This is a genomic window from Paenibacillus sp. FSL H8-0261 (genome assembly GCF_045040645.1).
Classification (GTDB): Bacteria; Bacillota; Bacilli; order Paenibacillales; family Paenibacillaceae; genus Paenibacillus_AQ.
The window spans coordinates 4214240-4228417 of sequence record NZ_CP150297.1; the positions used below are offsets into that span (position 1 = coordinate 4214240).

Genomic DNA, 14178 nt, shown 5'->3' on the forward strand with positions numbered 1-14178 from the left:
ACAACGATTTGCTACCAAGAACGAGTCAAGGAGATGCATGTCATGTATAAACGTTGGTTTATCTTTGGCCTTTTTCTATTACTAATCATTCAATTAATCGGTTGCACCAAACATACAGAGGCTCCAATATCTAATAATGAAACGCCCGTTAACCTTATTTATTATACGATCGGCGAGCCGGACAATGATCTACGTAAGGTGAATGACAAAATAAATGAAGTCCTTTTGCGTAAAATCGGCATTACGATCACCTATAACAAAATTGGCTGGCAAGAATACGATAGCCGATTAAATACAATTATTTCATCCGATACCCCCTTTGATATTGCCTTTGCGCCGGATTACTCTACGTATGCAAAACAGGGAAAGTGGTTGAAGCTGAATGACTATTTAATGAACCAAGGCAAGGACATGTATAATGCAATTGATCCAATCTTCTGGAAAGGTGTCCGTTTACCTGATGGCAGCATTTACGGCATACCGACGAATAAAGAATTAGCCGTAGTTGAGCATTGGATGTATCCCGCTGATCTTGTAAAGAAATATCACATTGATATTACGAAATACAACACGCTAGAATCGCTAGAGCCACTGTTACGTATGATTCAAATAAATGAGCCCGATTACTTGCCCATGGAATTTAACCGGGATGCTCATAATTTCTTTAAGATGTATGGATATGAATATATAACGAACTATAAAATTCCGTTAATGATTCAATCGACACAATCAAATGCTTCGATCGTCAATATTTTCGAAACGGATGAAGCCAAACAAATTTTAAAGACCGTTCGACGATACTATCAACTTGGTTTCATTAATAAAGATGCTGCGCTGCGTGAACCAAGTTCACTTCAACGCGGGTTGAAAGTTTTCTGGAAATCCGCAAGCGGAGGCCCGCTATCCGAGAGTGTTTGGAGTAAGGATCTGGGCTATCAAGTGGTCGCTCATCCGGTAACACAAGAAGTGGCAACGACAGAATCCGTTCTTGGTGGCATGATGACTGTAAATGCAAATACGAAGCATCCGGAGGAAAGTATTAAATTTCTAAATTTATTAAATACCGATCCCGAATTACGTAATTTATTCAACTATGGGATCGAAGGAGTCCATTACAATTTAAACAAAGTGGGCCAGGTTGTCCTCGTTTCACCAAATTATACTGGGATACAGTATACACAAGGCAATTGGTTTATCTTAAAAACACTTGGTGGAAAATATCCTGATCCGTTAGATAAATGGGAACAATACAGAGCGTACAATGCTAAAGTGGTGGAATCTAAAGTACTCGGCTTTAATCCAGACCTTTCCTCGCTATCTGAGCAAGTCGATGAGATCGAAATCGTCTGGAATAAATATTATCCGATTCTCATGACCGGCAGCGTCGATGTAGATACCTTTCTGCCCAAATTCAATCAAGAGTTGCACGAAGCAGGTATTGACGACGTACGCAAAGCCATTCAAGCGCAGTTAAATACTTGGCAGAAGCATCATTCCAAGTAAGGTGAGGTTAGCATCTTTAACCGATGCTGAAGAACTTTCTAGACTAACGAATTGGTTGCCGTAGCAGAGATAAGTGGTAAAATCAATAGTATGAAGGTTCAGACTGGTAGAAGGAATAACGCTGCGATTAAAAAGTGTGAACAGTGCAATTATGTTAAAGACGATGAACAGATGTTAAAGAAAAGGTTGGAGGATTAAATTAAATAAAAATCGCTCCTTTGAAAAATGACGTTAATCCTAGATAAAATCAAAGCTGTCCCAAGTAGCCATTTCTATGGCTTTTGGGACAGCCTCTTTTTCACATCCATATTCATCAAATACTCTACGGATACAGGACCATTCCACCATCAGCAAATATCGTAACTCCCGTCACATAGCTTGCTTCTTGAGACAGTAACCAAGCTACAGGTGCAGCAATTTGTTCTGGTGTTCCAATTTGACGTGAAGGAATTTTGTTCAATATTTGTTCAGTAATCTGCGGATCACTGAGTAATTTACCGTTCATAGGCGTATCAATCGCTCCAGGAGCAACGGCATTAATCCGAATTCCTCGATCGGCATATTCACGTGCTAATGATTCCGTTAGTAGCTTTAACCCACCTTTGGACGAAGCATAATGTACATATTGAGGCTTAGGAATCTGTTGATGCACGCTCGATACATTCACAATACTTCCCTGCATATCTTTCTTCAGGAGATATTTAATCGTTTCTTGGCACCCTAGGAATGTTCCGCGCAGATTCACATCCATGATCCGATTCCACTCATCTATAGGTAATTGCTCCGATGGATATTGAGACTGTACCCCTGCATTATTAACAATTCCATGTAATGTTCCGAAATGACCTACCGCCACATCAACTAATTTATTGGCGGTATCCACTTGTCCTACATCACCTTGGCACGCAACAGCTTGCCCGCCTGAGGCTTCAATGAGCGCAATCGCTTCCTCGGCTAAAGCTTTACTTTGATCACTCGTAAAATTGATAACGACTTTACATTTTTCTTTGCCCAAGCGAAGCGCGATCCCTCTACCAATGCCTTGCGCTGCACCTGTGACAATAAATACCTTTCCCTGTAAATCGTCAAACATAGGAACATCTCCTTACACTACGTCGTATGACTTCCATTCATCGAGCTACTCCATGATAATTTCAATGCAAATGACTTTGTCTGCTGCGCCTTGATCACAATGGCTTCACCACGTTGGATCGATTCCTGTAACCCCGCTTCATGTGAAGCCGAATTTGGTTCTACACCCATGACATAACAGGCCCCGTAGAATGGATAGTCTTGAAGACCATTAAATTCTTGCCACAACCACAGGTTTGGCATCGTGTCTACATCCCATTCTACACGAACACGTAAATCCATTTTATCATTTATAATCGTATAGCATCCCATCGTCATCTCTTTTAGAATCGCAAAATCTGTAGCCTTTCCTGAAGGGACATGTCCTAGATCACAACCCATATCTTCGATCGGCCATGAAAATACACCTTTTTTCAAACGAGATAATTCCGAATCCCGCTCATACGATTCGACCGATCTCGCAGGTGCTTCAAGCCGTGTTCCAGGTCCAATGAATGGCTCACCGAACGCGATATGCTGTCCCCATTCGGCATACAAAGCTTGCTGCCCCTGATTCGTAACGGATTCCTTCAACTCAATGCACTGCTCTACTTGGTCTATCGTTACAATTCGCTCCATCGCAAAAGGTGATTTATAGAGTAGTGTGGAGAATATAATCTGAACCTTTGTATCTGTTACTTCTCCGAGCTTATATGTCCAGGGTACCTGACAAGCCTCGCCGTGAAAATTATGCATAACTCCATAGTTATAGCTATCATCCCCTGCATTGGGGAATAAAATTTGCCAGCCCCCCGGGTAGCTTTGTAACCAGCGCTCCTTGGACGTATGACAGAAATCGATGCGATTCCCTAGCTTGGAGATTCCCCAAGGGCTTTCCCATAATATATTCGTACGATCAATACAAATTTTATAGATATCTCCACCTTTCTCTGGCAGAAACTCTACGATTAATCCGTCTCCCACGACCTGTAACACGTCCATGTGACCAGGGTTTGAAATGGTTCGAATGTCCATATTACAGGATCCCGAACTTCTCAAATACCTCGGAAACTTTCATCCCCTTCAAAATATGCTCACGAACCATATTCTCTCCGTTCACCTTCTCGAATGCTTTTGCAATGACTTCATCCTCGACATCCTTCGGAACGACAACAATACCATCTATATCTCCGAAAATAAGATCACCTGGCTGTATCTGTACGTCACCAATTTTGATCGGTACATCAAAATCAATCACCTCATTGCGGGCATAAGAATCGGTTGGACGCGTCCCTTTTACAAACACAGGGAAGCCTAGTTGTTTGATTTTCTTTACATCACGGCACAGGCCATCAATAACAGCACCTCTACCTCCAGCCACAATCGTAGCTGCGGACATTAACTCACCGAAGAAGGCAGAGCGCTCGGAACCCCCGACATCACCAACAAAAACTTCACCAGGCTGCATACCATCTAGCACTTCAATTTGCTTTTTATAGGCTTGAGCCGGTTTTCGATAGACGTCTGCTACTTGGACTGTTTTGGCGTAACCGCATACGACCATATCCGGGTCTAGGGGACGAATATGCTGTGGTAATGCCTGATTACGTAGCTCTAGACTATCCAAAATATCAGATATGACGGCAGAATATAGTTTTTCTTGCAATTGATCTAAATAGGCTTGATTTTTCATAAGATTCATCCCTTTACTATAATATTTATGCTCTTATTCTTGTTCAACTTGACGCATAATGGCACGCATATAACCTAACGCATACGCCATCCCCGCATGCCAAGGCGCATCACAAGTCATTAGTGGCGTATGGTCGGGTATAAGTACACCTGTAAACTGATGCTTCTTCAATACACGTAATGCTTTCAACATATCAATATCACCTTCATCGATAAAAACCTCTGTGTAATGAGGCACCTTCCCTTTAACATTACGAAAATGAACATATGAAATTTTATCCTGTGAAGCATATTGATCAATTGCTTCATACACATCTCCACTCACCATTTCTTGAATAGAGCCCATACAGAACTCAATCGAATTACTTTGGCTAGGAACAAGGTCTATCATTTTCTGATATTTATCAGGCTCATTCACTAATCGAGCATGCTGACGGATTTGCGGCATCGGCGGATCATCTGGATGTAATGCTAATTTAACCCCAGCTTCTTCCGCAACAGGTAGAACACGTTCTAGAAAATAAGCCAAACGATCCCATATTTCTTGCTCCGAGGTTGGTGGGAGATATCCCTTATCTAACAAACTCGCGTCATACGTCATATTCCATACCTGACCCAGTGGGATTGGATGATTTAACTCATTGCTGTCAGGATGAAACGTCGATGTTAGCGCTCCTCCTCGTGCAGATGGCTTTTGAATATGTCCCCACACACCAGCAATACTGAAGTTATATCCAATTACAGGAATCCCTGCTCGACCTACATTCCGGATGATCTGCTTAATCTGTTCAATTTGTTCGTCTCGTTTTGGGCCAGCAAGTAACACATCATACCAATCCGATGGATTAAAATTTTCAATCGCTGCGAATTCAAGTCCTTCTTGATTGAGCTCTTCTTTTAATTTCACAAGATTCTCATATTCCCAGATTGGGTCATTTAAGCGTGCTACACCATAATTTCGTTGCCCATCTGTTGAAGGAAGTCCCTCATCATCAATATCTCCATAATAATTTACGAGATGGACAACAACCGCCTCACAGCCTGCCTGTTTCGCAAATCGATAATAATCTGTATGTAACATATGACGATATAAACCAATACCTAATCGCATTTCTTTTGCTCCTTTACATGCTTGGTTAGATCCTCCAATCTAAAATCTGAAATATCAGTATAAACAAGCATAAACGACTACGTCGTCCTTTTAAGAGCGAGTAGCGTTTGTGCAGGAAATACCAGTCAGTTTAGATAGCCCCACCATTCTCTTCTATTAGAAACATCATGTGTTTCTTACTCTTCTCCAAGTGCGACACGAGTAAATGAGTCGCTTGTTCCAGGCGATCTTGCTTTATTTCCTCAATAATCTGCTCGTGCTCTAGCAAACCTTCATTAGATCGATCGAAGTTCTGGAAATGAAATATACGTGAAATATACAGAAAGCTATTTAAGAGCTCATATTGTTTTAGAATTAACTGATTATGGCTCATCGTCACAATAGCTTTATGAAACAGAACATCTGCTTCTAGAAATTGTTCATACAAAAATTGGGGACTATTCAGATGGGTACTTGCACGCTCCACAAACTCTGTTAATTTCGTAACAAGATGCTCACGATCTTCCTGCGATAGGTGTTCTATGCACCATTTCTCAATCATGATGCGAGCATCCATCACTTCAGCGATTCGCCCACTCGTTAATTGACTCACATAGGTACCTGACCGTGATACGACTTCAATAAGTCCATCATTCGCCAATCGATGGATCGCAAGCTTCACAGGAGTTTTACTAACCCCCATCTTCTCACTTAAATCATTGAGATCCAGTCGTGCACCACCTTTATATTCCCGCGTAAGGATTTGATTCTTCAAAATTTGGTACACTTGCTCATTTAAATCTAGTCGTTCAATTTTTACATTCATAGGACAACTCCAATTGATTCAAGTTCAAACTGAAATATCAGATATTAGATTTAAGTTTATTATAAGATGCATCTTACAGAAATTCAATACTTATTTGCAGACTTTCGAATGTGTGCGCCATGCCTTCGGCGTTACACCAATTAATTTCTTGAAGACCGTCGCGAAATGTTGGCTCGTCTTAAACCCAAGCTCCATAGCAACATCCGTTATGCTCACCTTCGATTCCTCTAACATACGACAAGCACAGTCCATTCGAATCCGATCCATAAACGCTGTTGGTGATTGTCCGTTCATTTCACGAAATATACGGTAAAAGTGCGACTCACTTAAACCAATCTCCGACGCAAGCTGTCCTATCGTATAGCGTTCAGATGGATTCTGTTCCAGTCTTGTCTTAAGCTCCAGCGTATACGCGTGCATATCATGCGACTGCGCTTTGAGTGGAGTGTTATGCAAAATGCGTTGTAGAATTTCCAGAACTCCATGACGAATCTGAAATTCCACAAGCTCTGTATCCTGCTGGTTAATTAACTGTTGGACCCTTTTGAAATAATCTACGATTTCCTTGCTAACCAACTGAATACGAGGACAGCGATGTATCCATTGTGCAAATACTTGGCGTTCAGCATCATCCAGTCCGAACCAATGACCATGCTGCAGCGGATCACGAACGATGATCCACCAGATCCTACATGGCCCAATATAATCAAAACTAGCACGGTGACGTTCACCAGGTCGTGTATAAATGATATGCTGTGCACTCGTTGGGTGAAATTGTCCATTAACTTCCCACACTGCGGTTCCTTGCTCCATATATACAAACTCATAAGCATCTTCGTGCACGTGATTTGTCAAAGGCATGGCTCTACTGAAATGGTCGTATCCCAGAAGGATCAGATCTTTAACATGGGCTGCAGGACCCTCTTCCCAATCGATTAAATATACCCAGCGTTCACTCTTTATAGCGTCTGTCATCGTATACACGCTGCCTCTCTTCTGATCACATTAGCTTACTCCGAATCGTATATTTGCTCATTTATGTTTCTGATCCTATTAGATACAAATTGAAAAGTCAAATGATATAAATTGTTTTAAACTGAAAGCGTAAACACGAATAAGGAGTGATAAACGTGCCACACAGCACACCACAGATCCATGTTGTATTCAAGACACATTTAGATATCGGATATACCGATCTCGCTAAACATGTTACTGATCGTTATATGAAACTATTTTTCCCAAGTGCGATCACAACAGCACAGTACTTTAATGAACATCCTGATCAAGGTTCTTTTATTTGGACAACGGGTTCTTGGTTAATTCATCACTTACTCAAACATGGAACAACCGAGGAGAAACAGCAAGTAGAGGAAGCTATTGCAAAAGGCTATTTAAGATGGCATGGCCTCCCTTTCACGACCTATACCGAATTATACGATGCCGAGCTTCTAGATTACGGTATTCAAATGGCCACACGTCTTGACCAACGCTTTGGTATCCACACCATTGCAGCCAAAATGACGGATGTCCCTGGTCATACACGTGCGCTGATTACACATATGGCCAAGGCGGGTATGAAGTATCTTCATTTAGGTGTAAACCCATCAAGCCATGTTCCTCATGTTCCTGAGATGTTTTTGTGGAGAAATCCAGATGGTTCTGAAATCGTCGTTCAATATAGTAAAGATTATGGAACAACCTTCGAAACAGAAGGCTTGAATGATGTTTTATACTTTGCTCATACGCATGATAATTATGGTCCTTCCACCGTTGAACAAATTAAAGCGGAATTCACTCAACTTCGTGAGGCCTATCCACATGCGGATATCAGAGCATCCACGTTGGATCAATATGCGGAGAAGGTATGGGCCATTCGTGATACGTTACCGATCGTCGAAGAAGAGATTGGGGATAGCTGGATCCATGGATCTTCGACTGATCCCTACAAATTAGCTTGTTATCGTGAACTACTTCGCTTGAAGAGTAAATGGCTACTAGAAGGATCTCTTGCTGCAGCCGACGAGGAATATCACAACTTCTGCGATGAATTAATTATGATTCCTGAGCATACGTGGGGTGTAGATATTAAGCGTTATCTGGCAGATTACATTCATTATGATAAGGAAGATTTTCAGCAAGCACGAGCTCGAGACAAGGTTGATGTGAACTTAAACCCACTTGAATATCGTTTTTACGAAAAAAATTCACGCGCTGAAATGATCGAGATGTTCGGCGTGGAAGCCGTGGAGAAGCTTAGTGCCCGCTCATTTAGTCTCATGGAGCAGTCTTGGCAAGAGCAAAGGGAATATTTAGAAAATGCCGTATCTACTCTGGGCGTAAAACGTCAGATCGAAGCACGAGCTGCTCTAGCCGCATTACGACCGGTTCGTCCACAGATTGCTAATGCGGATGCGACAATCCTGTACACGGATCAATCCTATACTTTAGGAGACTTTGAGGTCGTGTTTGAGGATAACGGTTCTATTATCAGTTTGCTAGACCAACGTAATCGAGAGTGGGCTGGGCCGAACAACCCGATCGGATTATTCTCATATGAGACTTTCTCCCAAGCGGATTATGATCGTTGGTACCGTGAATATCACGTGCGATGGAAAAATACGCATGTATGGGCAACCGGAGATTTCGGGAAACCAGGTATGGATCTGACGAAAGAATGGATAATGCATACCGTGACGAAACCCAAACTATTATCCTTGCAAGCATTATGTGGAGAAGAACAGGATGTTGTCCTTGCTACGTTAAAGATGCCTAGAGCAGCTAGTGAAGGAATGGGTGCTCCACGAGAGTTGACCATCGAATATATATTTAAGAAGCACACTGCTACCGTAGAATGTAAGCTTCAATGGTTCCATAAGGATGCATATCGCCTCCCAGAAGCAGCATGGATGAGCTTCAATCCGATCGTCAATAATCCAAATCAATGGAAGCTTGATAAAATCGGACAACTCACTTCCCCACTAGACGTTGTTAAAGGGGGAAATCGCAATCTGCATGCGGTAGATCAGGGCATGTATTATGCGGCAGCGGACGGTCAAGTGGATATCACGACATTAGATGCCGCGCTCGTATCTCCTGGAGAACCACGGCTTGTGCAATTTGATCATACATTCGCTTCACTTACTGGAGGAATGCATGTCAATTTACACAACAATGTCTGGGGTACAAATTTCCAGGCTTGGTACGAAGAAGATGCGTTATTCCGCTTCAAGCTGAAATTCCAATCTCATCTTTAATCATAAAATACCTAAGAGGAGCTTTACAATGAACACCCACAAACCATGGAAAATTTACGTCATTCAACATTCCCATACGGATGTTGGCTATACAGAACGTCAAGAGAAAATCCGGCAGTATCATGTCAATTACATTCGGCAAGCGTTACAAATTGTACGTGACATCGAAAGCGGTGCTCGCCTGGATTGGAAGGGCTACAAATGGGTATGCGAAACGTTCTGGCCTGTTGAATCCTTCCTCTTAAAAGCGACACCAACAGAAAAAGAAGAATTCGCGCAAGCGGTACAAAAAGGCTATATCGGTCTATCTGGAACCTATCTCAATTTCGGCGAGCAATTAAATCAAGAGATGCTCTCCGTCATGATTCAACGGATTACTGACTATGGTCAATCGATTCAATTCCCGGTACGTTCTGCTATGACTGCAGACATCACTGGCTTTGGTTGGGGATATAGTCAAGTCTTGGCCGATGCTGGTATCGAGAATTTAATAACCTGTATTCATACACATCACTCTATGTTTCCATTATGGAAGAAACAAATTCCATTCTGGTGGGAAACACCAAAAGGTGATCGAATTCTAACGTGGAGTGGCGAGCATTATATGTTCGGAAATGACCTCGGCTTGATTCCTGGTATAGGAGGTTCCTATACGATTCGTGATGAGCATGACGTGCGAAAAGGCGTGTCCTTGGAAGTCGCTGAAGCGCGGTTTGATCGATATTTAGAGCAATTAGTTGAAGATGGCTATACCTTCCCGTTAGTACCTGTCATGGTATCTGGGCTCCCTACAGATAATGGCTCACCGAATGCCGCATTAATGGATTTTGTAAACCATTGGAATGCGTTGCATGGTGATCGGATCTTGATTCAACCAGCGACACTGGATGATTTCTTTACAGATTTAAGAGCATATGCGAACGAGCATCCGGATGAGATCGAGACCTTTCGAGGAGATTGGCCGGATTGGTGGACAGATGGCTCAGCTACTACTCCGATGCATGTTCAGATCTTCCGAGAGGCGCAACGCGTGTACACGAAAGTGAAGCAATTAGATCCTACCCGTGAGATTGTTGACCAAGAGCGGCTTGAGGCGATTGAATACGAGTTGGCTTTATTTGCTGAACATACATGGGGATACCATTCCTCTGTGACAGAACCTTGGAACCCATTCGTACAAGAGCTGGGCTGTCGTAAAGAAGCTTATGCCGCAAATGCGAGTGCACTTGCCCATACCGCATTATACGATATCCTTGAGGCACAAGGAGATGCACTATTAGGACCAGATCGCCCTATGAAATTTGAGTTGCATAACCCAAATAACTTTGTCCAAACCGATTATGCCCAATTAATTATGGAGGGCTGGTACATTACAGAGCTGAAAAATGGCTTTGAAGTACTCGATGAAGTGACTGGAACTGTCTATGAAGCACAAATGGTGACGGCACACCGCGGGGTCATCATTACCATTCCAGTAACCTTGCAGCCGAATCAAAAGGTCCAATTGACGATCAAGGCAATCGAAGCGCATCCGCCCGTAACAGCATATCGAACCGATTATGTTGGATCCGATCGCATGCTGGATATTATTCCTCCGGTTCCACCGAAGCTACATGTGACGCCTAAATTTATCGAGTCACCTTTCGTTCGGATCGAATGGGAACTTGGGGCAGGGATTACGAAGTGGTTCGACAAAAGCAGTCAACAAGATTTACTACGGTCTGATCGGAAACACAATGCATTCTCCCCTGTCTACAACGTAACACAAGCACCTAATGAATTTGGCATGTATGATGTACGTCGTAAGATGGGACGAAATCGTAGAGGCGCTGATGCGATAACCTCTGTCGGAGCATTAGTTGATGTCAATATCATTGAAAAGGGTGCCCTTTATGGAAAAGTTCAATTGACATATCGCGTGAATGGTTGCAGTCACTACTCCTTACTCGTCACCGTATACGGTGATCGCGCACGTGCTGATGTAGCCGTACGCATGCATAAGGAAAGTGTATGGGATCCAGAAAATGTGTACATTTCACTTCCGTTTGGGAGTGCTCCCGCTGCTGGGCAAGATGCGCTGTGGATAGAAAAGACAGGCGCAGCCTTACGTCCACGAATTGATCAATTGCCTGGATCCTTAGCAGATTTCTATTGTGTCGATGAAGGTGTAGCTTTTGTCCGTGACACACGTGGTGTTGCCATTGCGATGCCAGATACACCGCTCATCCAACTCGGCTCCTTAGACTATGAGGATCGACTATTGAGCGGACACCCTGGACTCGCGCATGATCCAACCCATCTCTATTCATGGCCCATGAATAATTATTGGGAAACGAACTTTAAGGCGACACTAGGTGGATTCTATGAATTCCGTTACTACATCGCTTGGGGGGATGAGCTTAATACGTCAGAAGTAGCATTAGAGGCTTGTAAGAGTATGAACGCGGGTATCCTTGGATGGAGAACAAGTAAGTAAGAGAATAATCATATTATCAGTTAGACGAATCACAAAGTCTTCCTCGAGAAGTACGGATTGAATAAGATTTGGAAGCATTTTAGACTTTCACATGAGGTCGCCTCTTTCTGTTACAGAGTCATTTGATGGTACAAATGATTCCACAAAAAAAGGCGTCCTTTTTGCTATGCTGTGATGTAATTTATTGGTTAATCAGCAGGGATGTTTTAATATAAATGTTCATTCTTTAGTAACCTCTGTAGAAAATAATAAATCTATTAAATCTCTTGCGTGTACCCAACGTTAACTCTTAGTCCACCTGAGAAGTCAGGATAGAGAGAATCAGCCCATTCATAGACTTCTCGGGTAGAGTCCAATATTTTATTTGCTTCCTTGTAATGCTCATTAATCCATTCGATATCCATTCGGAAACCTCCTCTTTTTGGAGTTCGTGATAGGGTTAAGGATCCTGCCCGGAGCTTGTCTTAACCATTCCTATTTATTGACTTTTTGTTGTTCTAATCTTTGCTCTTCTTCTTTAATTTGACTTATATCAATTCGTTCAAACAACAATTGCAAATCAGTTACCTGTTGATAAGGGGGAACCGAGCGGGGCTTCCAATTCGGTAGTTCAAGCGATAGGAATCCCCTGATCTTCTCACAAGAAAACGGTAGAAACGGATGCAGCAAATTCGCCAAATTAGCTATAATCTGCACGCATGTATATATTGTAGAACCACAGGACTCCTGATCTTCTTTTACCTGAATCCAAGGTTTTTGCCGATCAAAATACTGATTTGCCTTACGTACATAAAAGAAAATATACTCGAGCGCATCCTTCAAATCTCCCGCTTCAATTAGGCGTCCTGACTCCAGATACAAGAGGTCAATGTTGTCGCTCCACCCCTTATCTAACTTTCCACTTGGCACGATCCCTTCATAAAACTTCTCTACAAAAGCCAATGAGCGATTCACAAAGTTACCAAATGCTCCAAGCAGCTCACCATTATGACTATAAATAAACTCTCTCCAGGAAAAATCCGTATCCCGCTTCTCAGGCCCGTTGGCAATTAAGAAATAACGAATAGAGTCAGGATGATACCGCTCTAGAATATCAGGTACCCAGACTGCCCAATTACGGCTAGTGGAGAACTTCTGCCCTTCAAGGGTTAAATATTCGCTGGATATAATCCGATCCGGTAAATGTAGTTCTCTTGCTCCTAATAAGACGGCTGGCCATATCAGGGTGTGAAAAGGAATATTATCTTTACCATGGACATAATAAGCGGTGATGTCCTCTTGTTCCTCTGACCAAAAATCCTCCCAGCTCCGCCCAGACTGTGCAGCCCACTGCTTACTGGCTGATAAATAACCACTTACCGCCTCAATCCAAACATAAATCTTCTTGTCTTCAAATCCAGCTATTGGAACATCTACACCCCAAGATAAGTCTCTTGTTACCGCGCGGTCCTGCAGTTCTTCTTTTAAATAACGTTTGGTCAGTTTTATAGCGTTTTCTCTCCAAAATTGTGCTTCCTCTACATATTCCGTTAATTCAGATTGAAATTTAGATAAGCTAAGATAAAAATGTTCTGTCGGTCGTTCTGACGGTGTATTCCCACATAATTTACAGACTCTGTCCAATAAATCGGCAGGGTCTAGAATCGTAGAACAATAATCGCATTGATCTCCACGCGCCCGCTGGCCACATACTGGACAAGTCCCTTCCACGTATCTGTCTGGCAAAAAGCGCTGATCCACCTCACAGTAACATTGCGCAATGGTTTTTTTATATAAATGACCATTCTCTAGTAGCTTCGCAAACAACTCTTGCACAACCTTATGATGCTGCTGTTGATCCGTTCGAGTATAAAGATCATAACTAAATCCCAGCTGTTCAAAACACTGCAGAAACTCTTCGTGGTATCGACTGGCAAAAGCTTCGGGTGTGATCCCTTCATTAGCAGCCTGAACCGCTACAGGTGTGCCATGACAATCGCTGCCTGACACATATAAAACGTTATCCCCCTTGCTGCGAAAATAGCGTGCCAGCACATCCCCAGGCAACACACTTGATAATCTTCCAAGATGTAAAGATCCATTCGCATACGGCCAAGCACCACCAATAAACACATTACTCATTAACCTTCTCCTCCTTTTTTTAGACAACAAAAAAACTCCCATCCACAAAGGACGAGAGTTCTACTCACGTGTTACCACCTAATTTTATAAATGCCTCATGACATTTACCTCTTCAGGTACGACGTTAATAAACGTTTATACCCTA

General features: G+C 42.6%; 11 protein-coding genes and 1 other annotated feature (1 of these 12 running past the window's edge). Of the genes, 3 read left to right on the top strand and 8 right to left on the bottom strand.

Annotation, left to right across the window (positions count from 1 at the left end; translation table 11 throughout):
• Nucleotides 1-42: 42 nt before the first annotated feature.
• The gene (locus tag MHI27_RS18675; RefSeq protein WP_340970801.1) at nt 43-1503 is read left to right on the top strand and encodes an ABC transporter substrate-binding protein; all 1461 of its coding nucleotides are present in this window, start codon (nt 43-45) and stop codon (nt 1501-1503) included.
• Nucleotides 1504-1825: 322 nt separating this feature from the next.
• On the opposite strand, the gene MHI27_RS18680 is transcribed toward MHI27_RS18675, so the two are convergent.
• The 6 genes from MHI27_RS18680 to MHI27_RS18705 form a co-directional block, all read right to left on the bottom strand.
• Entirely contained in the window at nt 1826-2596 is a 771-nt protein-coding gene (locus tag MHI27_RS18680) for a glucose 1-dehydrogenase (protein WP_076286264.1), read from the bottom strand.
• Between the two features lie 17 nt (nt 2597-2613).
• Nucleotides 2614-3609: a DUF4432 family protein gene (locus MHI27_RS18685; protein ID WP_405174451.1), complete on the bottom strand. Its 996-nt coding sequence runs from the start codon at nt 3607-3609 to the stop codon at nt 2614-2616.
• A 1-nt stretch (nt 3610) separates the two neighbouring features.
• Nucleotides 3611-4267 carry an RraA family protein gene (locus MHI27_RS18690; protein ID WP_405174452.1) on the bottom strand — a complete coding sequence of 219 codons (657 nt, stop codon included), beginning with the start codon at nt 4265-4267 and terminating at the stop codon, nt 3611-3613.
• Nucleotides 4268-4300: 33 nt separating this feature from the next.
• Entirely contained in the window at nt 4301-5377 is a 1077-nt protein-coding gene (locus tag MHI27_RS18695) for a mannonate dehydratase (protein ID WP_339796693.1), read from the bottom strand.
• A 130-nt stretch (nt 5378-5507) separates the two neighbouring features.
• Nucleotides 5508-6182, bottom strand: a complete 675-nt coding sequence (locus MHI27_RS18700; protein ID WP_339265568.1) for a GntR family transcriptional regulator — start codon at nt 6180-6182, stop codon at nt 5508-5510.
• 90 nt (nt 6183-6272) lie between these two features.
• Nucleotides 6273-7157 carry a helix-turn-helix domain-containing protein gene (locus MHI27_RS18705; protein WP_405176765.1) on the bottom strand — a complete coding sequence of 295 codons (885 nt, stop codon included), beginning with the start codon at nt 7155-7157 and terminating at the stop codon, nt 6273-6275.
• A gap of 155 nt (nt 7158-7312) precedes the next feature.
• Here MHI27_RS18705 and MHI27_RS18710 point away from each other — a divergent pair, with 155 nt between their 5' ends.
• Nucleotides 7313-9436, top strand: a complete 2124-nt coding sequence (locus tag MHI27_RS18710; protein ID WP_405174453.1) for a DUF5054 domain-containing protein — start codon at nt 7313-7315, stop codon at nt 9434-9436.
• A 28-nt stretch (nt 9437-9464) separates the two neighbouring features.
• Nucleotides 9465-11912 carry a glycoside hydrolase gene (locus MHI27_RS18715; protein ID WP_405174454.1) on the top strand — a complete coding sequence of 816 codons (2448 nt, stop codon included), beginning with the start codon at nt 9465-9467 and terminating at the stop codon, nt 11910-11912.
• Between the two features lie 257 nt (nt 11913-12169).
• Here the strand turns inward: MHI27_RS18715 and MHI27_RS18720 are convergent, their stop codons facing one another.
• Nucleotides 12170-12316: a hypothetical protein gene (locus tag MHI27_RS18720; RefSeq protein WP_179085846.1), complete on the bottom strand. Its 147-nt coding sequence runs from the start codon at nt 12314-12316 to the stop codon at nt 12170-12172.
• A 70-nt stretch (nt 12317-12386) separates the two neighbouring features.
• A complete protein-coding gene (gene metG, locus MHI27_RS18725) occupies nt 12387-14033 on the bottom strand; it encodes a methionine--tRNA ligase (RefSeq protein ID WP_341124781.1) in 1647 nt (548 codons plus the stop codon).
• A 44-nt stretch (nt 14034-14077) separates the two neighbouring features.
• Nucleotides 14078-14178, bottom strand: a binding site (T-box leader); it runs 161 nt beyond the window's last position.